Here is a 25,622-nt window from a genome sequence, read left to right on the forward strand (position 1 = left end):
AAATAATATAAAATAACTTTCCCCAATACTAATTTTAAATACCTTTCTTATCCTCAAATTTTGGTATTAAAATAGTATACAACACTAACATTTATAACTTTATTTATATTATGAAAACTAGTAGTAGCATTTCATTAGTATCGGTAGTTTTTTTACTTTCTTTTTTTAGCTGTAAAAACAATACTAACAGTCCAGAAACTATTGAACCCGAAATTACACAAGAGCAAATTACTCAAACTTCGGCCTCATTAAACAATTGGTTTCAAAAACAGTTTGAAATAGAAAAAGAATTATCCCCTATGTTATCTACCTATTTAGGTGAAAAGAAAAATAACGATAAATGGGATGATATTTCTCAAAAAGCTCAAGATGAAGCGCTACTCAGAAACAAAAAAAGACTTCAATACTTAAAAGATAGTGTAAACACTGCTGCTTTAAATAAAACCACACTTCTAAGCTATAATTTAGCATTACAACAAACTGAAAATGAAATTTCGGATGATAAATACAGACTACATGATTACCCGGTAAATCAAATGTTCGGAACACATTCCGAAGTACCGTCCTTTTTGATCAACATGCATTTAATAGACTCAAAAAAAGATGCCGAAGCTTATATTTCACGACTAAAAGGAGTTAAAAAATTATTTGATCAATTGGTTACTGAATTACAACTCAGAGAAAAAGCTGGTATACTTCCTCCAAAGTTTATTTTTCCAAAAGTTATTGATGCTTGTCAAAATATTACCAAAGGAAAACCTTTTGACACCTCTAATAAACAAAGTACACTTTTAGCAGATTTTTCAAATAAAATTAAAGGATTAGAACTTTCCGAAAATGAAAAAAACACACTTATTGATGATGCTAAAAAAAGTTTGTTATCATCAGTAAAACCTGCTTATGAAAATCTTATTACTGTTTTAAAATCACAAGAAAGTAAAGCCACTACGGATGCTGGTGTTTGGAAACTCCCCAATGGTAATGCTTTTTTTGATAATGCTTTAGCTAGAACAACTACCACTAACATGACTGCTAATGAAATACACGAGTTAGGTTTAAAAGAAGTAGCTCGAATTCAAGGTGAAATGAAAGCCATAAAAGAAAAAGTAAAGTTTAAAGGTGACCTTACTAGCTTTTTTAAATTTATGCAGGATAGCAAACAATTCTACTATGCAGATTCCGATAAAGGACGTGAACAATATATGGAGAAAGCGGTGCATATTATTGACAGCATGAAAAGCCGATTGGATGAATTATTTTTAACCAAACCCAAAGCAGATATCAAAGTAAAACAGGTTGAACCATTCCGAGAAAAAACGGCTGGTTTAGCTTTTTACCAACAACCTGCTATGGATGGTTCTAGACCTGGGATTTATTATGCCAATATGTATAAAATTAAATCCATGTCTAAATTTGAAATGGAAGCATTAGCTTATCATGAAGGGATCCCAGGTCACCACATGCAAATTGCTATTGCTCAAGAGTTAAAAGATATTCCAATGTTTAGAAAACTAGGTGGATATACTGCTTATGTAGAAGGTTGGGGATTATATTCCGAATATATACCTAAAGAAATGGGCTTTTATAACGATCCTTATTCAGACTTTGGTCGACTTTCCATGGAGTTATTTCGTGCTTGTCGTTTAGTGGTTGATACTGGAATTCATGCCAAAAAATGGACTCGTGAACAAGGCATCAAATACTACAAGGATAATACACCAACCGAAGAGTTTGATATTATAAAAATGGTTGAACGACATATTGTTATGCCAAGTCAAGCTACTGCCTATAAAATTGGAATGAATAAGATTTTAGAGCTTCGTGAAAACGCAAAAAAACAACTTGGTGACAAATTTGATATTAGAGAATATCATGATGTAGTACTTACCAATGGAGCGGTTCCTTTAAATGTGCTTGAAAAACTAGTAGATGACTGGATTGCAAGCAAAGCTTAACCTAACACTAATTTAACATTTTATTAATAACACATGGCAGGCCTTCGGTTTGCCATGATTGTTAATATGATTACTTTAGATGTTACACCATTATAAGTAAAATTAACTATGAAAACCATACTACACAAAGCAAATACCCGTGGGCATGCTAATCATGGATGGTTAAACAGTTATCACACTTTTAGTTTTGCTAACTACCATAACCCAGAGCGAATGAATTTTGGAGTACTCAGAGTGCTAAATGATGATATAGTTTCTGGAGGTCGAGGTTTTGGTTCACACCCACATCGTAATATGGAAATTATATCCATTCCCTTAAATGGAAATTTAAAACACATGGATAGTATGGGAAATAGTGCAATTATCAAAGAGGGGGATGTACAAGTAATGAGTGCGGGTACCGGAGTTTCTCATAGTGAATTTAATGAAGCTTCCGATTCTCCTGTTGAATTTCTTCAAATTTGGGTGATCCCAAACAAACAAAATGTTGAACCCCGTTACGATCAAATTTCAATAAAGGAAATTCAAACTAAAAATAAATGGTATCAGATTTTATCCCCTAACAAAAATGACCAAGGTGTTTGGATACACCAAAATGCTTGGTTTCACTTAGGTGATTTTGATGCAAATACTACCGATAACTACCAACTTAAAAATAATACTAACGGAGTGTATGTTTTTATTTTAGAAGGAAGTGTGGTTATTAATGAACAACAACTTAATAAAAGAGATGGATATGGTATTTGGGATAGCAATGATTTTAAAATAAAATCGCTGACCGATAATCGCATCCTAATTATGGAAGTCCCTTTGGACTTATAAATATAGACTAATCATGAATTTACTCGAAAACTTAAAGTGGCGTTATGCTACTAAAAAATTTGATTCATCCAAAAAAGTTAATGAATCCGATTTAAAAAAACTAAAAGAAGCCATTCAACTATCAGCTTCTTCATTTGGTTTACAACTTTACAAAGTATTGATTATTGAAAGTGATCAAATTAAAGAAAAGTTAAAACCGGCATCATGGGAACAAACTCAAATTACAGAAGCCTCACACATATTCATTTTTTGCAATTACACTAAAGTAATTGATAAAAATATTGATGATTACATTAATCTTAAATCAAAATCCCTAAATATTGGCACTAAAGACTTAGAAGGATATAGTGATTTTATGAAAAATAGTATTGGCGCTCTTTCCGAAGATATGCAAAAGGTATGGACAGCAAAACAAACCTATATTGCCATGGGTAATTTACTTACCGCTTGCGCTGAATTAAAAATAGATGCTTGCCCTATGGAAGGTTTTGATATTGAAAAATACAATGATATTTTAGCACTTGATTCCAAAGATTTATCTGCCGCCGTGATTACTGCTGTTGGTTATCGTTCCGGCGAAGATGCTACGGCAAATGCCCCCAAAATTCGTAAATCTATTGACGATTTATTTGAAATTATATAACAACACACAACATAGTTAGTGAGTTATTCATTAATTAAAGCCTGAAAACCACTAGTAATGTAGGTTTTTAGGTTTCCCGAAATATCACTATAAATAATATAAGCATCCAAAGGCTGTGTTTTTAACACAGCCTTTGTTTGTTCTAATGACATTGCCATAAACGAGGTCGCATATCCATCGGCAGTAGCACAATTATTCGCAATAACCGAGGCACTTAAAATATCAGATGGTTTAGTGTAACCTGTAAATGGGTCAATGGTATGTACATATTTTTTCCCTGTTAAACTGTCTACTCTAAATTTTCTGTAATTACCCGAAGTAGCCATGGCTTTATCCTTTAGTTTCAATGTAGTAACTAAAGTGCGTTCAGTTGTTTGGTTTGGATCATCAATCCCCACAGTCCATGGTGTGTTTTTATCAATTTTACTGCCTTTTGCCACCAACTCCCCTCCTAACTCAATTAAATAGTTATCAATGCTTTTACCATCTAAATACACTGCAATTCGATCCAAACAATAGCCTTTAGCAATGGCATTAAAATCCAAATATACATTTGGATTTGTTTTTTGAATACTTTTATTGTTTTTCAAATCCACTTTATCAAATCCTACATATTGCATTAACGAATCGACTACTTTTGGAGTCATTTGTTTTATTCCCATTTGGGGGCCAAAACCCCAAGCATTAACTAATACTCCCACAGTTGGATCAAAGTTACCCTTAGATACTTTATGTATTTTTTTTGAAAGTGTAAATACATCTACAAACATATCATCCACCTTAACATTAGTATCTCCTCTATTTATTTTCGAAATATCTGATGTAGCTATATAGGTACTCATCGAATTATTAATTACTTCAAAAATACTATCCAATCCTTTTTCTAAAGTTTCATTTTTTTTAGGAGCGATGTACAAAATAGAATAAGTAGTTCCTAATGCTTTCCCAATTTCATTATAAAGCTTAGGCTGTTTAGTTGTGCTTCCGCATGAAACTAAAACAATGGCTACTAATAGCAAAAAAAATATCTTCTTCATTAAATTATTAAATATGCTAATTATTTAAACTTCTTTAAATCCTGGGTAATTAACCACGTAATCAGCATTATTGGTTACTGGTAAATTATAATCATCGGCATTTGCTAAACCCACAGGAGCGTAAAATGTTCGTGCTTTAAATTTTAATGCGTGCTGTTTCATTGTTTCAAAAAACACTACATCATATTCATTAGGATCATCGGGATAGGTCACAGCTTGCACTAATACAAAATGAAGTTTTTTATTTTTTAAAGCTACAAATTGAGGATCTTTTTTTAGCTTACTATTCACAGCCAAAAACTCATAGCCTTTGGACTCTAAATCTTTACCCACAATATTCATTGCCAAATTGTGTAATTCTTGTTCTGTTAACGCCTTATTCATGAGTGCAAATTTCGACAATTAATAACAAATCAACTACAATTCATCATCCCAATTTTTTACCTTAGGCTCCCCTAATTTCCCTACACTTTTTGCAACAATAGTTGCTACCGTAGCATCACCGGTTACATTAATGGTTGTTCTTAACATGTCCAAAGGCCTATCAACAGCAAAAATAAGTGCTAAGCCCACAGGTAAACGATCCGCAGGAAAACCTACCGTTTCCAAAACAATAACCAACATAACCATCCCGGCTCCTGGTACCGCAGCCGAACCTATTGAAGCCAACAAGGCAGCTAACACAATACTAATTTGATTCCCAAATGTTAAACCTTCGGGCCATAAAACCTGCATAATAAATACAGAAGCTACCGCTTGATATAAACTTGTCCCGTCCATATTAATGGTCGCACCCACCGGAAGTACAAAACTTGATACTTCCTGATCTACTCCCACATGCTCCTCTACCCTTTCCATAGTAACTGGCAATGTAGCTGCACTAGAACTTGTCGAAAACGCTAATAATTGCGCTGGACTGATCTGTTTTAAAAACCATAAGGGTGATTTTTTTGCTACAATTGTTATTAATAACATATACACGGCTATCATTAAAAACAAGCCTAAAGCTACTACACCTGCATAACGTAATAATGCCAATAAAATATCGGGATCATCTGCAGTTACTACAACTTTTGATAATAATGCAAAAACAGCATATGGCGCGCTTATCATAATTACATCGACCATTTTAAGAATAACACTATTTAAACTATCAAAAAACTTTTTTAAAGGTTTACTTTCCTTTTCAGGAATTAAAAGCATACAAATTCCCATAAAAATGGAAAAGAAAATTACTTGTAACATCAATTTATTATTGCTCATTGCTGCTAATGCATTTTGCGGAACCATATCTACCACAAATTGTAAAGGGCTTGCATTTTTTTGATTTGATGCCTCCGAAATACGCTCTGCTATTTTGGCGTCACTCGCATAAGTTTCTGTCAATTTATTAATGGTTTGCTGTGTTATTCCATTCCCTGGTTTAAGTATATTAACCAGCACTAAACCAATAACAATAGCTATTATTGTAGTACCAATGTATATAAGAATGGTACGTCCTCCAATACGTTTAAACTTTGAAATATCTTTTAAATCCGATATTCCTTTTATTAAGGATGCTAAAATTAGGGGAACTGCTATTAATTTTAATAAATGAATAAAAATAGTTCCTGCAGGTTGTATCCAATCTTTAACAAATTGTGCTCCGCCGCTAAATGTAGTCATTAACACTCCAAATAATATCCCTAAAATCATTCCTATTACTATTTGCCAGTGCAATGCTAATTTCTTCATAATAATGTATTCTTTTTATGTTATACTAATGTATGAAAAACGTAGTGTTTAAAGCAATTAGCTCCTTTGAAAATTACACCAATTTGTAATTATAATAATTGACAATAGGGCATATTTCATTTTCATTTATTTAAAAGGAGCACATTTACCCCATCCTCAACTTCGATTATTCACATCACAAAGACATTACTACTGTTGTTCGAATGAATTTATTGGTAAAAAAAATCTCATAAAAAAACCAAGGCCTGAATTTCTTCAAGCCTTGGTCTCAATTGTTATGTAAATAAAACAGTAGTATAGAAACTACTATGCTGAAAATTAATTTTTCAATACTTTAATTACTTTTTTGAATCCAGATTCATTGTAAATTTCCACAAAGTAAACACCTTGAGCCAATCCACTTAAACCTGTAATTTCATTATTATCATTTGCAATTACACCCGTTTTCACAATACCTCCTAACATGTCAACAATAGCATAATTCAATGTAACACCTGTTTCTAAACCAATAACATTAAAGAAATCAACTACTGGGTTAGGTGTTATTTTAATTAAATCAGCATTAATAGTATCCAATTCTTTAGCACCTGCAGTGTCAACATTAGATAAATTGAAACGATCTAAATTCCATTCCCATTTCACTGGACTAGTTCCTGCTCCTAATAATCGAATAGTATGAGCACCAGCAGTTAAAAACACTTTTTGATTAGCTTGTAATGGTATAAATCTATCCCAGCTTCTGTTATTTGGTACGGCATCACGCATTATTGACTTACCATCAACAATAAACTCAATTGCTGCACCTCTAATTGGAGTACTAATATAATAAGTAACATTATACTCACCAGTTTTAGGGATAGTCACATTATACTCAGCCCAGTCACCAGTCTGATTAAAATTTGTTCCTGTTACCCCTCTAATTGTAGTATATTTTCTAACACCTCTGAAATCACCACCTGTTTTAACAAATGACTCAGCTTCAATATCCATATCCACAACATCAGCTTCCACAAAATCACCAACTTTAGTAACTACAAAATAATCCATGTTCCATTCGTATTTTGTACTACTTGTACCCGAACCAACTAATCTTACAGTATGTTCACCAACTCCAATATTAAATGGAGAAGCTAATGGTAACTTCACAAATGTATCCCAATCTTTATTGTTATACACATCAGTCTTAGCTACAAAAATACCATCAATATATAATGAAATAGCTGTATTATCCAATATAGTTCCCACAAAATAAGTTAAGTCATACAAGCCTTTTTCTTTTATAGTTACTGTATACTCTGCCCAATCACCTGTTTGATTAAAGTTTATAGCTTCTATTCCTGCATGAGTTGTATATGTTCTCCATCCATCAAAACGACCTCCAGTTGCTACATAATCTTCTGCCTGAATAACCGTGGCATCAACTGGAATTTCATCAACTGGCCCTGTAAATGCATTTCTATACACTTTCACATTATTATCAGAAATATCGTAGTTTCCTTCTAAATCAGCAATGTTACTACCTGTATTTAATCCTTCTAATCCATTTTCATATGAAATATGCCAGATTAAACAAACTCCTTCACCAGCTTCATCAAAATTAACTTTATCTGGACTTGGTGGGGTACCTAATATATTTAAATCCTCATCAGTTACTACCCATCCAGAATTTGGACCTTCATTTCCTGAAACACTTACTCCTGATACATTATCTGCTATACCATCACCAACTGTAAACGTATATGGACCTCCTGTTAAGGTTCCTCCACTTAATACTACTGGCGCTACAAAAGCATTTCTATTAACTCTTACACTATTCGTTGATAATTTATAGTTCCCTTTTAAGTCTGCTATTTTTCCACCTTGTGCTAAGCCTTCTAATCCATCTTCATATGAAATATGCCAGATTAAACAAACTCCTTCACCAGCTTCGTCAAAATTAACTTTATCTGGACTTGGTGGTGTTCCTAATATATTTAATGCTTCGTCAGTTACTACCCATCCAAAATTTGGACCTTGGTTTCCTGAAACACTTACTCCTGATACATTATCTGCTATACCATCACCAACTGTAAACGTATATGGACCTCCTGTTAAGGTTCCTCCATTTAATGTAACTGGTGCTACAAAAGGATTCCTGTTCACTGTTACACTATTATCCGATAAGTCATACTTACCTTTTAAATCTGCAATTTTTCCACCTGCAGACAAACCTTCTAATCCATCTTCATATGATATATGCCAGATTAAACAAACTCCTTCACCAGCTTCGTCAAAATTAACCTTATCTGGACTTGGTGGGGTACCTAGTATATTTAATGCCTCGTCAGTTACTACCCATCCAGAATTTGGACCTTCATTTCCTGAAACACTTACTCCTGATACATTATCTGCTATACCATCACCAACTGTAAACGTGTATGGACCTCCTGTTAAGGTTCCTCCACTTAATACTACTGGCGCTACAAAAGGATTTCTGTTCACTGTCACACTATTATCTGATAAGTCATACTTACCTTTTAAATCTGCAATTTTTCCACCTGCAGACAAACCTTCTAATCCATCTTCATATGAAATATGCCAAATTAGACAAACTCCAGCTCCAGCTTCGTCAAAATTAACTTTGTCTGGACTTGGTGGTGTACCTAATATATTTAATGCTTCGTCAGTTACTACCCATCCAGAATTTGGACCTTCATTTCCTGAAACACTTACTCCTGATACATTATCTACTATACCATCACCAACTGTAAACGTATATGGACCTCCTGTTAAGGTTCCTCCACTTAATACTACTGGCGCTACAAAAGCATTTCTATTAACTCTTACACTATTCGTTGATAATTTATAGTTTCCTTTTAAGTCTGCTATTTTTCCATCTTTTGCTAAGCCTTGTAATCCATCTTCGTATGAAATATGCCATATTAAACAAACTCCAGCTCCAGCTTCGTCAAAATTAACTTTATCTGGACTTGGTGGGGTTCCTAATATATTTAATGCTTCGTCAGTTACTATCCATCCAGAATTTGGACCTTGGTTTCCTGAAACACTCACTCCAGATACATTATCTGCTATACCATCACCAACTGTAAACGTATATGGACCTCCTGTTAAAGTTCCACCTGCAAGCGGTTTTGGTTGATTAGCTCCTTTAATTGGCTTATAAACTCTAACCCAATCCACCAACATACTATTCCTACCCTTATCCTGAAGATTTGCATCACTCGGCGTAAGCCCTCTAGATACTAACCAACTTTGAGACTCTACATTAATTATAATATCCATCTCCTTATGGAAACCTCTACCATTCTGATATTTACCAGGATCAACAACATTAATTCCATTAGAAGCCTTACTTGCTTCTTCTAATTTAGAAAAGTCAAATGCAGCTGAAGTAGCATGCAACGTAACTTGCGAGTAACCATTTCGATTACCAGAAGTATAGTTTATAGGCATACCTCCTACATTATTACCAAAAGAATCTCTTGTATTTGCAGGATTTTGCTGATTGTAATATGTGTATTCCCATGTACCATTCATTCTAGTTGCAAGAGCATCATTATATAACACTCTCACTATTTCTCCATCCACATAATATTCAAAGTGCTTTGGACTAATCCAATTCACACCTAAACGCAAGAAACGTCTATTTCCGTTGTTCCATGCCCAGTCACCCCATCCGTAATTTGGATTTACACGTGCATCTGGCCACCAACTGTTCCAATCTCTTGGTTGGTAATCATGAAAAGGATTTCTAATAAAACTATGGTGACTAATATGAGTTACATGGTTAAAGCCTGGTACTCCTCCATAATTTTCTATAATATCAATTTCTTGTGTATCATCTGGACTTAACAACCAAAAACACGATGCTAATTCAATATTAGCAACACTGATTGCAGACTCAACAAATACAGGAAATTTAACTTTACTGTTTGATGTTACACATCCTGAATTTACCCCATTATTTGGTAATCCCATTTTGTGAGCTTCTGGAGCTCCAGGATAAGGATATTGAGGATTTGATTGATTATTCTTGTTCCATCTCGATGCAGTTAATTTAAGACTTCCATCTTCTACAGAAACATGGTTGTTTTTCCAATAAGTTGTCCCTGGACCATCCCATTGATTGTGATAAAAATTATACCACTTTCCATCTCCGAAATTTGTTCTTCGGTTAACCGCATCAAATTTATAATTGAAATCATCTGAGGTATCCTCTTGTAATTCCCACTGCTGACCTTCGCCAGCATTTGCAGGTACTGGAATATTATCCCAATCTTTTTGGGCAGAACCCACAAAGCCTACACCCATTACTGCAATGGATAAGAATTTAATTTTGTTAATGTGTTTAGTCTTTTTCATATATGAGCTTAATTAACTTGTATAATTAGTTTTCAATGTTGCTAAAATAGGTATTAGGCATACGTTTTTTTTGTGATGTAAGATTGTTAGTACACACAAAAAAATGAAACCTCTATAAAACAGAAAAAGAGGTGTTCATCGAGATTTTTTTTAAATTTAACCCAATACAAAAAAAATTGTCAATTTTTCAATACTTACAAGCATTGCACTTTATCCAAAAAAGTGGTTTTTTGTAGTTATAGCAACTTACGTCAACGCTAATTGGGCTAGACTAAGGCTGACAGTATTCATTATAGAACCTGCATAGTGGGAGGAAAAGTAAACTAAAATTTATCCTTGAATTGATACCAACTTGATGTGTTAAAATCTAGTTGGATATTTTTTGGACATTAAATGTGATGTAGTAAAAAAAGAACTAATTTATTTTCACAAAACGCTTTACCGCTTTCTGTCCTTTCTCGTCAAAAAATTCTATTAAATAATGCCCTATTGCTAATGAAGATATATCAATACTTGTAAAAAAAATGTGTTCTTTTTGAAGAAGATTAACTCCTTGCATATTATATATTTTAAATCCGCCTTGAATAAACTGATCTAAAAACAATGTTTTATCAGCTATTGGATTGGGGAATATTTTAATAGAATCACTATTGAATGGTTTTTCCTTTGAAAGCATTCCTAATGTTTCTGCATTGGTATTATCTGGATCTAACCATGTCTTTAAGGATTCTGCAGGATTTGAACTAATGTCCCAGGATTCAGTAAGCCTGCCGTAATGATCCTGTCTATCATTATCAAAACTTTCCAAACACCTGGCATTCCCTCCAAGCAATTGACCTATGATTTCTCCTTTCTCATTAAACAAAGCAGAGCCCGAAGACCCTTGGGTGGTAATACCTAAATCCCATCCACCAAAATCAGGATCTAATGTCCATACTTTTGTTTGTTCCTCTCTAAACTCTATTTCCTCAGAAATTAAGTCATGATAATCCACCGCTAATTTAGTAGGGTTTCCAGCTGGATGATGCAATCCAAAGCTCAACTCTGGGATTTCATTTTTATTATTCCAACCAGCCCACTCTAAATTCCAATCGGGATCCACTGTACCATTCAATTCTAATAAAGCAACATCAGTTTTAGCATTTCGAGCTAAAATTTTGGCTCCATTAATAACCTGAAACTCTGAAAATGTCTCAAAATCTGGATCGGCACAAACTTGAGCATCATTAAAAAAATTAAATCTGAATGACCAAAAAGCTGGATCTGTACTCCCTATGCAATGATTTGCTGTTAATAAGTATAATTTACGATCTCCACGTGTATTATTTATTAAAGTACCCGTACAAAAGCTAAATCCCGTATTAATTAATACCACAGAATGAATTAGTCTTTCTTTTAACGTATTAATTTCCTCACTATCACTATCACACATGGCATCAATATCGCACTCATCTACTCTGACTGCTTTTGCCTTTGAACTTGTTGAAGCTAACTTTTTAAAACCATTAACAACTTGACATATATTAATTTTAGTGCCACCCTTTATAGCTTTGGGCTCAAAATATTCAAGTAGTATTTGATCTCCTTTTAAAAGCCATGTACCCAACTTTTCTAACCTTGGACTTTCCTTATGTGTATATGTAATTATCTCTTTTTGATTAGGAGTACTCAAAGTAAGTATCCCTCCTTTGGGTATATACAATTTATCAAATACTAAATTTAATGAGGTAGCTCCATCACGTTTTACCTCAAATCTCCAAATTCTATCTCCATTAGATGTTAATTCCCAAGTACCCGAATTTACTGGGTTATAGTTTACTTTTTGAACAGCTCCAAATATAAACGCATCATCAGACTCTAAACTCACCTCATTTTGATCCTCATTCTGCGCAATTATTTCCCCTTGATCTAATAAAAGGTTAAAAAAAATAACTATTACAAAAAGGACTCTATTATTCAACATATATCAACAATCTCAAAACAAAAAAACTACAGTAGTTTTTGGCATTATGTTAATTAAACTAAATGATTATAAACTAAAAATTCTATTTAAAATTACGTTTCAAGTTTTTTAATTAACCTTTCTTAATAAAAAAAGATTTTAAACTCCATTTATCAAATAATCACTTACAACCAATAACTATACAAAATAACATCTTATTTTTTTTAATAGTATACTATAATCCACCTATTTTTTCCTACAAATTATTAAGAACTAAAACAAAATCCTATATGTATTTATAATCAACAACGAATAACTACAAGTGCGCTTACCTACATTACTAAAAATAAAACCAAGAGTAAATCTTGGTTTTATTTTTTAAATAGAAATGACACCTATATTACTTCAAATTCTGCGCAAAAAAACCCATCATGGTCTTATAAAAATGAATTTGATTCTCCTCATGACTAAAGCCATGTCCTTCGTTATATTTTACCATATAGGGCACATCAAAATTTCGTTTTCGTAAATTTTCAACTATTTGATCCGATTCATCTATATTCACTCTTGGGTCATTTGACCCCTGTACTACAAATAAAGGTTTTGTTATTTTATCTGCATTTAAGGCCGGTGATATTGCTTTCATTATTTCAACTTCTTCTGGGTTTTCTGGATCATACATCATTTCATACATCTGTTTTAAATAGGGTTTCCAATACACTGGAAACGATTTAAAAACTGTGAACAAATTTGAAACCCCTACATAGTCCACAGCGCATGTATATAAATCTGGTGTTTTTACCAAACCACCAAGTGCTGCCCAACCACCATAACTTCCTCCATAAATAGCGACTTTGGTTTCATCAATAAACCCTAAACTTTTAGCATAGGCAACTCCATCCTCCAAATCATCCAACATTTTCCTTCCAATTTGTTTAAAACCTGCCGTAAAAAACTTTTTACCATAACCTCCAGAACCGCGATAATTAATTTGAAGTGTTGCATATCCTCTACTTGCAAATAATTGAGTCTCTGGATTAAATCGCCATAAATCTCTTGGACCATATGGTCCTCCATGTGGGTTTATTATTAGAGGAACTTTTTTATTCTCAATCTCTTTTGGTATGGTTAGGTATCCATATATATCCAGACCATCACGACTTTTAAATTTTATAGGTCTCATTTCTGCCATCTCAACTGGTTTTAGCTGTGGCATTAAATTGAACAATTCTTCAATAGTGTCTTTTTGTTGATCGTAAAAATAATACGTGCCATATAACTTATCACTTGTTATATAAAGCAAGTATTTATCTTCATTTTTAGTAACACTTGTAATTTGATATTCTTTATCTGGAAATTCCAAAGTAAAACGTTGATGCATTTTTTTATAGGTCTCACTTACCGGAACATACACTTGTTTTTCACCATTATAATAAAAAAAATCAATTTCATAGTTTCTTTTTTTAGAATACCTCCAAGAGCTTACATCAAAAGTTGCATTATGAAACATTTTTTTGATTACCTTTTTTTCTTTTAAATCATATAACACCACCTCATTGGTATCAGTTTCCAATGTCGAAATCATATAAGCACCATTAGGATACTTCCCTGTATGATCAAAATCAAGCATATAAAAGTTTTGATTCCAATTAGTTTGAATTACTTTTTCGAATGCTTCATCTTTTGAACTACGATAATACAATACTTTTTCTGTTACTTGTTCTTTTCGGGAATAGGCTTTTAAATCTCCATTTTTATCAAAATAATATTCATCAACGGGGTTAAACATATCCGTATTTTCGAACAATTTTTCTAATGCGCCAGTTTTTATATTAATTTTAAAAGGTTCAAATATTTGTGGATTCGTTTTATTCATTAAAATGATCACATAATCCTCCTGATCTGGTAATTCATTTTGAAATAACACTTTCACACCTTTAAATGGTGTTAATTCTTTATCATTCTCCCCATTAATATCTACAGCATACAAATGATGATTCTCATCCCCTGCATTATCTTTAATGTATAACAAACGATTATTATTTGCCCAACCATAGTAACGAATCAAATCTTCGGTTTCCTTTAGTACTAAAGTTGTCTTTTTGGTATTAATGTCTTTTATAAACACATGTCTTTTTCCATTAGTATCACGTTGACGGTATGACAAATAATTTCCATTTGGAGAAAGTTGAAATTCACTTTGCGCTGGTTTTTTAAAATAATCTTCTACTGTATACTTGTAATCTCCTTTTTCGGCAGCAGCTAATTTTGCTAAAGTTTCTTCTGAAGAAACTAATGCTGGTTTACCCGGTAATTCTTTCGTTGTTTCCTGAGCATTCCCTACTTGAAATACACATAGCAATCCCAGTCCAATAATTACTTTTTTCATAATATATTGATTTACAATTTAGTTAAGAATGTTTTTTTTATTGTTTTTGCTCCTTCTGTAAATAAGAAAAATAAAAAAGCTTTAATTAAGCGCTGTTACTTGGTAGCCTTGTTTTTTTAATTGTTCCAATAATCCATCGTTACCATATAAATGTAACGCGCCGACCAATATAAGTTCCACTTCTTTTGAATCTACATAGCTTGGAATTTTTGCCAACCACTTGTCATTACGATCTTTTAACAAGGTTTTGTATACGCTTGGATATTCTTTTTGAGTTCTTAAAGCTTCTTTTGTTAAAACTGTTGTATTTCCACTCTTTAATGCTTCAATCATTCCATTAATCATGGTTTCTAGATTTTTTAAATCGTCACATGATTTCAATATCAAAGCATCTTCATTACCTTCGCCAGAAGTTAATAATGCTGTAATTTGCTCATCTGGAGTTTCAAAATATAATTTTTTCTTTTGAGCTGTAGTTGCTTTATCAAAATAAAATTGATCAATTCCTCCGGGTTGGAAACCTAATTGCATTAACTTTTGCATGCTAATCATAGTTACAGCCATAAAGGGCTTAAATGTATGCACCATGCCTACGGGTATGTTCATGGTTTCACAAACTTTTTTGAACTCGGCATAAGTTTCGGGTTTTAATTTAGTTTCAAGTGTACTTCCGTCTGCATAAACACCCTGGGTCATCATTTTTTGAACAACCTCTGGATCTTTTAGCGCATCCATATCCGTTTCAAAAACCAAAGCGTCTGCTTTTTCAAAAGCTTGATCATAGGCTTTAGGAAGCGGAAAGTCTGTCGATCGTAACGCATGAATCGTTCCTCCCAAATATAATTTATTGTCCCCCTTACTTACTTCCCAAACATGGCTTTGCGCATGACCAGAAACTATAAGACTTAAAAATGTAATTGATGTTAAAATGAGTTTTTTCATGATTTGTGAGTTTTTAAATTATTTATTGTAATTAACAAAGGCATTACCTGATTTAGTGATAACATCTTTTTTGCTTATAATATTTTTCAAAAAAGTTCTACTATCACCACTTGCCTTAATTATTAGATTGTCAATATGCGAAGGCTCTCCATAATTAAAATGCGATGTGTTTTTATCCGAAGTATGGTAAATTAAACTATCTACTTTATTTCCGTGTAAACAAAAATCACTTACCCCCTTGCCATTAGCCTTTAATGTTTTTAATTCATTTGCATGAATATAAATATTAGAATTTGTAAATTTTATTGACTTAAGTGTATCATAAAAAACAACTATTCGCTTATAACGATTAAGTTTTATTAAATTTGCAGTCAGACTTTTATCAAAATCTAAATAAAGCGTATCATTAGTTATTCTTGATATAAACTTCCCTTTCATGTTATCTTTATATTTCATTAAGCTAGTTCCTTTTTGATAAAAACTTACCAAGCCTTGATTATTCCCATTAACTACTACGTGTGAAAAATGGTCATATTCATTTGTATAGTCATATTGTCCAAAACGAGAACTCTTGTCTATTTTTTCGTATGCAGATTTCAATACTACTTTTTCATATAGCAAAGCAGCACAAATAAATGCCGTCAAAATCAGTATTAATAGGTTACTTATTTTCATTCGCTTTATTCTTTAAATAATTTGTAAATCGCTCTTCAAATTGATTCATATCAATTTGTAATAATTCCATATTTTTAAACACATTAGGTAATACATGTTCTACAAATTGATTTCTTTTTATTTCCATAACTTTAGTTGTTGCTTTTTCTGAAACAAAATAGCCTAATCCCCTTTTAGTAAAAATAATTTCATTTTGTTGCAACCATTCATAAGACCGTTGCACTGTATTTGGATTAACTTCTAATTTAACAGCCATATCACGTATGCTTGGAATTTTTTCTTCTTCTAAATATTCCTTTAAAAGAATTTTATCACAAATACTTTCGGCTATTTGCAAATAAATAGAGGTGTTTTTTTTGAATGGCGCACTCATACCTCTTTCTCTTTTAATTTGAAATAATAAATAGCTAATGATAGTAACAGTATTGGCAATAGTATATAGGTCACAATTTCTGTTGGACTTAAACCAGTAGTCACTAAATAATCTTCATACTTTTCAGACTCATTTTTAAAGAAAAAATCTGTAAACGGATATTGAAACCATGAACTTTTTGCTAGAATATCTTTAAAGAAAAGGTATTTTAACAAAAAATTTAAAGCAAAAAAAATAGTAGGGTAAATCCAAATTTTAATTCTTTTATTTATACTTCCTTGACTCAAATCAAACATATAATAAATGCAGGATACATATGTTATAATTAAAAAAACTAACACTTCATTCTTATAATGTTCTATGGGTAAATACGTTTCAGGTAATAATAAATACTTATCTATACTGTAATTTTCTAACACATAAAATAATGCTATTTCCAAACCTTTAAAGGTTAATAACAGTACACTAAAGCTTACTATAACTACACAAATACTTTGAAAAAACCATTTTTCAAAATTTGAGTTTGGTAGCGTTAATAATGAAGCGATTTTTTCATCATCTTTAAAAGTTTGTTTAAACAATATATAGGCAAATAAATGTACCCCTCCAAAAACCACCAAACCTAATACTGCCCACCTGAACACAAAATAAACTTCAGGTTCAAATACCGCGGTACTCATAATAAAAGAACTTATCAATACCAACAATCCGAAGCCTAATAACAAACTTTTCCCTTTTTCGTAATACAGTTGCCTAAAAAGATTTAAAAATCTTTTTAAATTAAATATATTGTTCATTTTCTTTCTTTTAATTTTTTAAACTTTTTTTAATCATATCCGGCGCTAAAAAGCAAGCATTGACTAGCTGCTCAATATCCAACTCTGTCTGAACTTGCTCGGTATTTTTTTCCATTACTTTATAACCCCCAATGGTTTCTTCACACATAACTACATGATCCATATACACTGGCTTACTCGAATAAAAATTAAAAGCTACTTTATCAGTAATTTCATATACACTTTGATTTACTAATAATTCATTTTTAGTAAGCACTAAAATATGATCAATTACTTGTTCTAAATCCCTTGCTTGGTGTGTCGAAATAATAATGGTTTTTTCATCATTCATAAACGAAGCTAAAATTTTTCTGAATTGATTTTTAGAAGGAATATCTAACCCATTTGTAGGCTCATCCATTAATATCAAGCTAGTATTACAGGCCAATGCAAAAGCCAAATAAAACTTTTTTTGTTGCCCAAATGATAACTCATAAGGCTTTTCATTGTCGGCAATTGCAAAAGCTTTTAAATAATGATTAAAGTCTGCATGAGAAAAATTAGGATAATACACGGAATAAATGGCTAAGAAATAATTCTTTTTAACTTTGGGTAGCTTTATACTATCGGGCACAAAAAACACATCCTTTAAAAATTGTGGGCGACGCTCCTTCGGTTTAAAATTATTTACCAGAAGCGCTCCCTTTTTAGGAAAATTAAGTCCGCATATAGCATTTAACAAAGTGGTTTTTCCACTCCCATTCTCGCCAAACAAACCATAAACCTTCCCCTTATCTAATTCAAAATTAAACTGCCGAAACAAAGGCTTATCTTTTTTATAATAAAAGTGATAATCTTTAAATGTGATCATTTTTCTTAGTGTATTAGATTACTAGTACACTGCAAATAAAAAACAAATTACACTTATAACCAAATAGTTGAACTATTTTTTTTATTGTGGACATAAAAATACCTTAAAGCAATTATACCACTTGAAACATGTGAAACTGACCAAAAAAACAAATCAATTTCTTTTGAAAGGATGAGTATAAGTATCGAAAATTTTTAAATATGTAGAATTAGAAGAGATTAATTTTATAAAATACAAACTAAAATGCACATTTAAAAGATTTTTTTAAACTCTTTAACGTTTTTTGGTGTTTTTTTAACTTTTATTTTAGAAATAACTGCTTTTTGTAAGTAAATTCGCTTGCGTAAATAACTAATAATCACAAAAAAAACATTTACAAAACCAATTTTAATACACTATATTTTTTTATTTATGAAACTAAACAACGTTAAAAAATCAATTTTTAAGCCCTACAGAGTAGTTCGAATAATTCTAACATTACTCTTATTTCATTCTTTCACTTCTTTTTCTGCTAATGCTAAAAGTGAAAACCCCGAAAGTTCTAAAACATTTCACAAAATACCAATTCATGCGGTTATTGCATTAAAATCTAACAATAGTAGGTATATTTCTTCAGAAAATGGAGTAAAACCTATTACAAGCAATAGAAACAAAATCGGTCATTGGGAAAAATTTAAAATAGTAAATGCTGGCAATGGAATGATTGCTCTAAAAGGAAATAATGGTCGATACATTTCCTCCGAAAATGGAAAAAAATTCATGACTGCCAACAGAAAATTTATAGGATGGTGGGAAAAATTCCGTATTATAAAATTAAGAGATGGTAATTATGCATTAAAAGGAACCAATGGAAGATTTGTTTCTTCTGAAAATGGAAAAAAACCTTTGACCTGTAATCGTAAACATATTGGTCCATGGGAAAAGTTCTCAATTAAAATAATACAAACCCCATATACCTCATTTGATGTTATTACTAATGCTGGAAAAATAAAAAGCACCCAAGCCTTTTGTGGAGCCTTTCAACCTAATAAATTTATTGGAACAACTGCACAAACAAAAAAGGGTAATACTCCAATTTATCAATGGCAAGTAAAAACTGATATGGAAGGGCAGTGGCAAAATATTCATGGTGCTAATAACATTCATTATTTACCAGAATTTGCTCATGTAGGATCAAAATGGTACCGAAGAGCTGCAAAAGCAAAAAATAGCCATAAATATCTTTATTCAAATGTAGTCGATATTCACGCTAGAGAAATTCCAGATGCTGAAGTAAAAGTAACAAATATTGATTGTATTTCTGAAAAAGGAAAAATAACATTAAATTTTAAAGGTTTTTCAAATCGTACGCACCTACAATTTTCAATTGACAATGGAGCTAATTTTATATCGGTATCAGATAAATTAGGTTCATATACTTTTGATAATTTAACCGAAGGGGAATACACAGTAATCACTAAATGGGGAGATAATAACTGTCCTGTATCATTAGGAACATATGTTATAAAAAACGAAAAAATTACTCTTGATCCCATTTTTGTTCAAAATCAAAGCATTTGTTTAGGTCAAACTACAAGTCTTACAGCAATTAGTGAAGGAAATATTTTATGGTCTACAGGAGAAACTACAAAAACAATTGAAGTGACCCCTAATCAAACAACCACTTACTCAGTAACAGCGACAAAAGGAAATTGCTCCCTTAGTGAAGAAGTTATTATTGATGTAAGTAATCCAACTGTAACTGTTGAAAATCAAGAAATTTGTTTAGGTGACACCACTACTTTAACTGCTATTGGTGAAGGAAATGTAGTATGGTCCACTGGAGAAACTACTCCTTCTATTGAAGTAAACCCTAATAAAACAACTAACTATTCTGTAACATTGACTAATCAACAAGGATGTACTGCTACTGCAGAAGCTACTGTTAACGTAAATGTAGCTGATGTTACTATTGATGGCCCTATAGATATTACTATTTGCTTGGGTGAAGAAGTAGTTATTACAGCTACGGAAGCTGACACCTATGCTTGGTCTACTGGAGAAACTACCCAATCTATTACTGTTAGTCCTACCAAAGATGCTTGGATATTCCTTAATGCCACTAAAAATGGATGTGACGCTATTAGACAAGTAGTTGAAATTTTAGTAAGCAACCCAACTGTAACTGTTGAAAATCAAGAAATTTGTAAAGGAGACTTTACTACACTAACTGCTATTGGTGAAGGAAGCGTACTTTGGTCTACTGGAGAAACTACTCCTTCTATTGAAGTAAGCCCTAATAAAACAACTAACTATTCTGTAACATTGACTAACCAACAAGGGTGTACTGCTACTGCTGAAGCTACTGTTAACGTAAATGTAGCTGATGTTACTATTGATGGTCCTATAGATATTAATATTTGTTTGGGTGAAGAAGTAGTTATTACAGCTACGGAAGCTGACACCTATGCTTGGTCTACTGGAGAAACTACGCAATCTATTACTGTTAGTCCTACCAAAGATGCTTGGATATTCCTTAATGCCACTAAAAATGGATGTGACGCTATTAGACAAGTAGTTGAAATTTTAGTAAGCAACCCAACTGTAACTGTTGAAAATCAAGAAATTTGTAAAGGAGACTCTACTACACTAACTGCTATTGGTGAAGGAAGCGTACTTTGGTCTACTGGAGAAACTACTCCTTCTATTGAAGTAAGCCCTAATAAAACAACTAACTATTCTGTAACATTGACTAACCAACAAGGGTGTACTGCTACTGCAGAAGCTACTGTTAACGTAAATGTAGCAGATGTTACTATTGATGGTCCTATAGATATTATTATTTGCTTGGGTGAAGAAGTAGTTATTACAGCTACGGAAGCTGACACCTATGCTTGGTCTACTGGAGAAACTACCCAATCTATTACTGTTAGTCCTACCAAAGATGCTTGGATATTCCTTAATGCCACTAAAAATGGATGTGACGCTATTAGACAAGTAGTTGAAATTTTAGTTGAAGATTCATTAAAAGATATCACCCTTACTCCAAATACAACTATTGAAGAAGGAGAATCTACAACACTTGAAGCTACAGGAGGAGATACATATTTATGGAATGACGGGGATACTAATAGTACTAAAATAGTTACTCCTACCGAAACAACTACCTACACTGTTACTATAACTAAAGGAAATTGTTCTGCTAATTATGATATTACTGTAAACGTAAGTGAAAAAATTGATCCTTGTACTAAAGAGGTATACCAGGTTACTGCATTCCCTAATCCAATTTCGGCTACAGGTGATTTAACTGTAAATATTTCTATCCAAGAAACACAAACTGTTAGTTATGCCTTTTATAAAATGGATGGTAATATAATTGGACCTTTAAAAGAAATACTTCTTAACAAAGGCTGTAATGAAATTTCTATAAACTTAGGAGAACATTGTAATTTTAAAGTTTCCGAAAACTATTTCTTAATAGTAAATGGAGCTGGTTGGTCTAAAAATATTCAAATAGTTACCTTACCACACTAAAAGAGTAAAACTTTAATATAAAAAAAGAAAAAGAGGCTGTCTGAAAAGGCAGTCTTTTTTATTTACACAGTTTTTAACGTTAGCATTCCTACTAAAAATGTTTTACGATTTGCGGATAAATATTTCGTATGCATATGTTGAATTATTTTTTACTAGTTAAAGACAGGACTGCACTATAGTGATGAGCCCGTTGATGCTTGAAGGGAGAGAAAAATAGCCTTAGTTATTGTTTCAATTTTTTAACGTATGAATTGTAAAAAAGAAACAAGATATATGCGAAATATTTATCCAAAAATCGTATAACTTTATACTTGAATTTAAGCACAAAAAAAGGTTATAAAATCAAATTATAACCTTTTAATACTTATTGAGTATGTATAACTGATTTTATTAATTATACATTTTCTGTCTCATCTCTTTTATTTTTGGATCATTCATATACTCATCAAAAGTAGCATAACGATCGATTACTCCATTAGGTGTTAGTTCCACTACTCTAGTACCAACAGTTTGAGCAAATTCATGATCATGTGTTGTTAAAAGCACCGTTCCTTTAAAATTTGTTAATGAATTGTTGAATGCTGTAATAGATTCCAAATCTAAGTGATTTGTTGGTTCATCTAACATTAATACATTAGCTCTGGTCATCATCATTCGCGAAAGCATACAACGTACTTTTTCCCCTCCAGATAATACATTTGATGTTTTAAAAGCATCCTCTCCACTAAAAATCATTTTTCCAAGGAATCCACGGATATGAACCTCTTCACGTTCTTCTTCCGTTTTAGCCCATTGGCGCAACCAATCTACAAGTGTTAATTCATTATCAAAATATTCACTATTATCTAGTGGTAAATAGGCTTGTGTGGTAGTAACTCCCCAAGCAAACTCACCAGCATCAGCTTTTAGTTTTCCATTAATAATTTCGTAAAAAGCGGTAGCCGCTCTTGAATCTTTTGAATAAATAACAACTTTATCTCCTTTTGCCAAATTAAGATCGATATTTTTAAATAACACCTCCCCATCTTGGCTTGCTGCTAAACCTTCAATATTTAAAATTTGATCTCCTGCTTCGCGTTCACGATCAAAAATAATAGCAGGATATCGTCTACTCGAAGGTTTAATATCAGCTACATTTAACTTTTCAATCATTTTTTTACGAGATGTTGCTTGTTTAGACTTAGCAACATTGGCACTAAAACGTGCAATAAACTCTTGTAATTCTTTCTTTTTCTCTTCTGCTTTTTTATTCTGTTGTGCACGCTGCTTTGCAGCTAATTGTGAAGACTCATACCAAAAAGTATAGTTCCCGCTGTAGTGATTTATTTTTCCAAAATCAATATCAGAAATATGTGTACATACAGCATCTAAAAAGTGACGGTCGTGAGATACTACAATCACCGTATTTTCAAAATTTGCTAAAAAGTTTTCTAACCAGGTGATAGTTTCATAATCCAAATCATTGGTCGGCTCATCCATTATAAGCACATCTGGATTTCCAAACAAACATTGGGCTATCAAAACACGAACACGTTGTTTACCATCCAAATCAGCCATCATGGTATAATGTAAGTCATCCTTTATTCCAAGATTTGATAACATCTGCGCCGCATCACTATCGGCATTCCAACCATTCATTTCTTCAAATTGCACTTGCAACTCCCCTATTCGATCAGCATTTTTATCATCATAATCGGCATAAAGGGCGTCCATTTCAGATTTTACTTTATACAAATCTTTATTTCCCATTACTACAGTTTCTAAAACAGTATATTCATCATAGGCATAATGATTTTGCTCTAGCACAGACATACGTTTACCTGGTTCTAAGTGAACATGTCCAGATGTAGCTTCTAACTTACCCGTTAAAATTTTTAAAAATGTAGATTTTCCTGCTCCGTTGGCACCAATAATTCCGTAACAATTTCCTTGCGAAAATTGTGTATTAACTTCATCAAACAATACGCGTTTCCCGAACTGTACGGATAAATTTGAAACTGATAACATAGAGTACTTTTTTAATTTGCTGCAAAAATAAACAAACATGTGATAATTAGTGATATTTAATAAATCTAATTTTATTAAACACTATCTCAAATAAAAAAAGTGAGACTAATTAAATTAATCCCACTTTTTCATTTTAAACAAAGTTGTATTTGAAATACTAATTTTTTTTCATCAACTTATTTAATTTCAATTCATTCTTTCTTATACTCTCTTTTATCTGCTCTATTTTTAATTCTTGCTTTTTTATTTTAAGGTCTGATAATTTATGTTTTTGGCTTTTTAATTTTGATTGAACTTTTTTTAATTTAGCCTCTAATTTAGCGCCTACATTTTCTTTAGCTGCAATTGATTTTGCTATAGCCTCCCTTTTTTTCTTAAGTTTTTCTGCTTTAGCTAGCTCTTTCGCCTTTTTCTTTTCTGCTTTCTCATATTTCTTTTTTAAATTTTCTTCTTCCTTAAGCTTCTTTTCTTCTATTTTTTCAACTTCAAGTTTTTCCGCAGCTTTTTTTTCAACTTCCAGCTCCTCTTTCTCCTTCGCTAGCCTTACTTTTTCTTCTTCTTCTATTTTTTTTGCTTTTAACTCTTCTTCTTTTAATTTAGCCGCTTTTAACTCCTCATTCTTAACATTTTCAAGTTGTTCAACTCCACTTTCTAATTCAATATTTTTAATTTCTTCGATGATTTTTTCGTCCACTTTTAATGGGATTTGCCTCAAAGTTCCAACGGATTTAACTGTATCTAAAGCTTTTGTTTCAATAGGTTGTTCTTGAGCATATGACACATTAATTGCAAAAATTGTCACTAAACCTAGTATTGCTTTTCTCATAATAATTAAAGTTATTTAGTTTTATTAATCGAACTTGTTAATTAGTTCAACATCTTTTTTTTCAAAAATCAGACCAAACTTACTCGTTTGTCTTCCAATAAAAAGAAGAAAAAGTTAAAAAAAAGCCTTTTTATTTAATTCAACTACAAAAACACTTCATCTTTTTTCTATCAAAATAAAAACATAAAACACTAACTAACAAACGATTAAAAACAAAAACCTACACCTATTTCAAGCTCAAATTTTAAAAAAAATCACTCCTATTTTTAATATAATAAATGTTAAAAAAATTAAAAATATAGTACTTTGTTTTGCATAGTACCTTCTTTTAGATATATATTTGCATAAGAAAATAATAGGTTATACTCTATTTCCTGTTGTTTAAAATTAATATTGATCATAAAACCTTCATATGAAGATTGAAAACACAAAAGCGCAAATGCGTAAAGGAGTGTTGGAATACTGTATTTTATCCATATTAAACAATAAGGATGCCTATGTTGCAGAAATTCTGGAAACACTAAAAGATGCTAAAATGTTAGTAGTAGAAGGTACTATATACCCCCTACTTACTCGACTTAAAAATGCAGGATTACTCAATTACCGTTGGGAAGAATCTACCTCGGGGCCACCTCGTAAATATTATGAACTTACCGAAACTGGTAAATTATTTTTAAACGAATTAAATTCCACTTGGAACGAACTACAACAAGCTGTTAACCTAGTAACCAACTCAACAAAAAACGACTAAA

Annotated in this window: 18 protein-coding genes; 5 read left to right on the forward strand and 13 right to left on the reverse strand. The window is 32.0% G+C overall.

Features of this window, described 5'->3' with window-relative positions:
* Positions 1 to 110: 110 nt before the first annotated feature.
* The 3 genes from KQA_RS0204640 to KQA_RS0204650 all read left to right on the forward strand — a co-directional run bounded on the left by KQA_RS0204640 (position 111) and on the right by KQA_RS0204650 (position 3,420).
* Positions 111 to 1,955, forward strand: a complete 1,845-nt coding sequence (locus tag KQA_RS0204640) for a DUF885 domain-containing protein (protein ID WP_010178592.1) — start codon at positions 111 to 113, stop codon at positions 1,953 to 1,955.
* Positions 1,956 to 2,063: 108 nt separating this feature from the next.
* A complete protein-coding gene (locus tag KQA_RS0204645) occupies positions 2,064 to 2,777 on the forward strand; it encodes a pirin family protein (protein WP_010178594.1) in 714 nt (237 codons plus the stop codon).
* A 13-nt stretch (positions 2,778 to 2,790) separates the two neighbouring features.
* Complete coding sequence (locus tag KQA_RS0204650; protein WP_010178596.1) at positions 2,791 to 3,420, forward strand: NAD(P)H-dependent oxidoreductase; 630 nt, start codon at positions 2,791 to 2,793, stop codon at positions 3,418 to 3,420.
* A gap of 23 nt (positions 3,421 to 3,443) precedes the next feature.
* Here KQA_RS0204650 and KQA_RS0204655 read toward each other — a convergent pair whose 3' ends face one another.
* The 11 genes from KQA_RS0204655 to KQA_RS0204710 all read right to left on the reverse strand — a co-directional run bounded on the left by KQA_RS0204655 (position 3,444) and on the right by KQA_RS0204710 (position 18,521).
* The gene (locus tag KQA_RS0204655) at positions 3,444 to 4,457 is read right to left on the reverse strand and encodes an FAD:protein FMN transferase (RefSeq protein WP_010178598.1); all 1,014 of its coding nucleotides are present in this window, start codon (positions 4,455 to 4,457) and stop codon (positions 3,444 to 3,446) included.
* Between the two features lie 24 nt (positions 4,458 to 4,481).
* Entirely contained in the window at positions 4,482 to 4,841 is a 360-nt protein-coding gene (locus KQA_RS0204660; RefSeq protein ID WP_010178599.1) for a hypothetical protein, read from the reverse strand.
* Positions 4,842 to 4,874: 33 nt separating this feature from the next.
* Positions 4,875 to 6,191, reverse strand: a complete 1,317-nt coding sequence (locus KQA_RS0204665) for a dicarboxylate/amino acid:cation symporter (RefSeq protein WP_010178601.1) — start codon at positions 6,189 to 6,191, stop codon at positions 4,875 to 4,877.
* A 318-nt stretch (positions 6,192 to 6,509) separates the two neighbouring features.
* A complete protein-coding gene (locus KQA_RS19485; RefSeq protein ID WP_010178603.1) occupies positions 6,510 to 10,553 on the reverse strand; it encodes a carbohydrate-binding protein in 4,044 nt (1,347 codons plus the stop codon).
* A 415-nt stretch (positions 10,554 to 10,968) separates the two neighbouring features.
* Positions 10,969 to 12,516 carry a trypsin-like peptidase domain-containing protein gene (locus tag KQA_RS0204680; protein ID WP_010178605.1) on the reverse strand — a complete coding sequence of 516 codons (1,548 nt, stop codon included), beginning with the start codon at positions 12,514 to 12,516 and terminating at the stop codon, positions 10,969 to 10,971.
* A gap of 379 nt (positions 12,517 to 12,895) precedes the next feature.
* Positions 12,896 to 14,884: an alpha/beta hydrolase family protein gene (locus KQA_RS0204685; protein ID WP_010178607.1), complete on the reverse strand. Its 1,989-nt coding sequence runs from the start codon at positions 14,882 to 14,884 to the stop codon at positions 12,896 to 12,898.
* Between the two features lie 81 nt (positions 14,885 to 14,965).
* Positions 14,966 to 15,826: a TraB/GumN family protein gene (locus KQA_RS0204690; RefSeq protein ID WP_010178609.1), complete on the reverse strand. Its 861-nt coding sequence runs from the start codon at positions 15,824 to 15,826 to the stop codon at positions 14,966 to 14,968.
* Between the two features lie 18 nt (positions 15,827 to 15,844).
* Entirely contained in the window at positions 15,845 to 16,501 is a 657-nt protein-coding gene (locus tag KQA_RS0204695) for a hypothetical protein (RefSeq protein WP_010178611.1), read from the reverse strand.
* Positions 16,488 to 16,874: a GntR family transcriptional regulator gene (locus tag KQA_RS0204700; protein ID WP_010178612.1), complete on the reverse strand. Its 387-nt coding sequence runs from the start codon at positions 16,872 to 16,874 to the stop codon at positions 16,488 to 16,490. The genes KQA_RS0204695 and KQA_RS0204700 overlap by 14 nt, the downstream gene beginning before the upstream one ends.
* Complete coding sequence (locus tag KQA_RS0204705) at positions 16,871 to 17,671, reverse strand: hypothetical protein (protein WP_010178615.1); 801 nt, start codon at positions 17,669 to 17,671, stop codon at positions 16,871 to 16,873. The genes KQA_RS0204700 and KQA_RS0204705 overlap by 4 nt, the downstream gene beginning before the upstream one ends.
* A gap of 10 nt (positions 17,672 to 17,681) precedes the next feature.
* Positions 17,682 to 18,521 carry an ABC transporter ATP-binding protein gene (locus KQA_RS0204710; protein WP_010178617.1) on the reverse strand — a complete coding sequence of 280 codons (840 nt, stop codon included), beginning with the start codon at positions 18,519 to 18,521 and terminating at the stop codon, positions 17,682 to 17,684.
* Between the two features lie 411 nt (positions 18,522 to 18,932).
* Here KQA_RS0204710 and KQA_RS0204715 point away from each other — a divergent pair, with 411 nt between their 5' ends.
* Complete coding sequence (locus KQA_RS0204715; protein ID WP_010178619.1) at positions 18,933 to 22,037, forward strand: peptidase; 3,105 nt, start codon at positions 18,933 to 18,935, stop codon at positions 22,035 to 22,037.
* Positions 22,038 to 22,427: 390 nt separating this feature from the next.
* Here the strand turns inward: KQA_RS0204715 and KQA_RS0204720 are convergent, their stop codons facing one another.
* Together KQA_RS0204720 and KQA_RS0204725 are read right to left on the reverse strand one after the other, a co-directional pair.
* Positions 22,428 to 24,044, reverse strand: a complete 1,617-nt coding sequence (locus KQA_RS0204720) for an ABC-F family ATP-binding cassette domain-containing protein (protein WP_010178621.1) — start codon at positions 24,042 to 24,044, stop codon at positions 22,428 to 22,430.
* A 157-nt stretch (positions 24,045 to 24,201) separates the two neighbouring features.
* Positions 24,202 to 24,870, reverse strand: a complete 669-nt coding sequence (locus KQA_RS0204725; RefSeq protein ID WP_010178623.1) for a hypothetical protein — start codon at positions 24,868 to 24,870, stop codon at positions 24,202 to 24,204.
* 412 nt (positions 24,871 to 25,282) lie between these two features.
* On the opposite strand from KQA_RS0204725, the gene KQA_RS0204730 reads away from it, so the two are divergent.
* The gene (locus KQA_RS0204730; protein ID WP_010178625.1) at positions 25,283 to 25,621 is read left to right on the forward strand and encodes a PadR family transcriptional regulator; all 339 of its coding nucleotides are present in this window, start codon (positions 25,283 to 25,285) and stop codon (positions 25,619 to 25,621) included.
* Position 25,622: the final 1 nt, after the last annotated feature.

The organism is Aquimarina agarilytica ZC1, assembly GCF_000255455.1.
Lineage (GTDB): Bacteria > Bacteroidota > Bacteroidia > Flavobacteriales > Flavobacteriaceae > Aquimarina > Aquimarina agarilytica.

Coding starts and splice junctions, on each gene's coding strand:
- KQA_RS0204655 (WP_010178598.1), bottom strand. CDS start 4,457: ATGAAGAAGATATTTTTTTTGCTATTAGTAGCCATTGTTTTAGTTTCA.
- KQA_RS0204665 (WP_010178601.1), bottom strand. CDS start 6,191: ATGAAGAAATTAGCATTGCACTGGCAAATAGTAATAGGAATGATTTTA.
- KQA_RS0204660 (WP_010178599.1), bottom strand. CDS start 4,841: ATGAATAAGGCGTTAACAGAACAAGAATTACACAATTTGGCAATGAAT.
- KQA_RS19485 (WP_010178603.1), bottom strand. CDS start 10,553: ATGAAAAAGACTAAACACATTAACAAAATTAAATTCTTATCCATTGCA.
- KQA_RS0204720 (WP_010178621.1), bottom strand. CDS start 24,044: ATGTTATCAGTTTCAAATTTATCCGTACAGTTCGGGAAACGCGTATTG.
- KQA_RS0204690 (WP_010178609.1), bottom strand. CDS start 15,826: ATGAAAAAACTCATTTTAACATCAATTACATTTTTAAGTCTTATAGTT.
- KQA_RS0204705 (WP_010178615.1), bottom strand. CDS start 17,671: ATGAACAATATATTTAATTTAAAAAGATTTTTAAATCTTTTTAGGCAA.
- KQA_RS0204715 (WP_010178619.1), top strand. CDS start 18,933: ATGAAACTAAACAACGTTAAAAAATCAATTTTTAAGCCCTACAGAGTA.
- KQA_RS0204680 (WP_010178605.1), bottom strand. CDS start 12,516: ATGTTGAATAATAGAGTCCTTTTTGTAATAGTTATTTTTTTTAACCTT.
- KQA_RS0204725 (WP_010178623.1), bottom strand. CDS start 24,870: ATGAGAAAAGCAATACTAGGTTTAGTGACAATTTTTGCAATTAATGTG.
- KQA_RS0204700 (WP_010178612.1), bottom strand. CDS start 16,874: ATGAGTGCGCCATTCAAAAAAAACACCTCTATTTATTTGCAAATAGCC.
- KQA_RS0204650 (WP_010178596.1), top strand. CDS start 2,791: ATGAATTTACTCGAAAACTTAAAGTGGCGTTATGCTACTAAAAAATTT.
- KQA_RS0204695 (WP_010178611.1), bottom strand. CDS start 16,501: ATGAAAATAAGTAACCTATTAATACTGATTTTGACGGCATTTATTTGT.
- KQA_RS0204730 (WP_010178625.1), top strand. CDS start 25,283: ATGAAGATTGAAAACACAAAAGCGCAAATGCGTAAAGGAGTGTTGGAA.
- KQA_RS0204685 (WP_010178607.1), bottom strand. CDS start 14,884: ATGAAAAAAGTAATTATTGGACTGGGATTGCTATGTGTATTTCAAGTA.
- KQA_RS0204645 (WP_010178594.1), top strand. CDS start 2,064: ATGAAAACCATACTACACAAAGCAAATACCCGTGGGCATGCTAATCAT.
- KQA_RS0204710 (WP_010178617.1), bottom strand. CDS start 18,521: ATGATCACATTTAAAGATTATCACTTTTATTATAAAAAAGATAAGCCT.
- KQA_RS0204640 (WP_010178592.1), top strand. CDS start 111: ATGAAAACTAGTAGTAGCATTTCATTAGTATCGGTAGTTTTTTTACTT.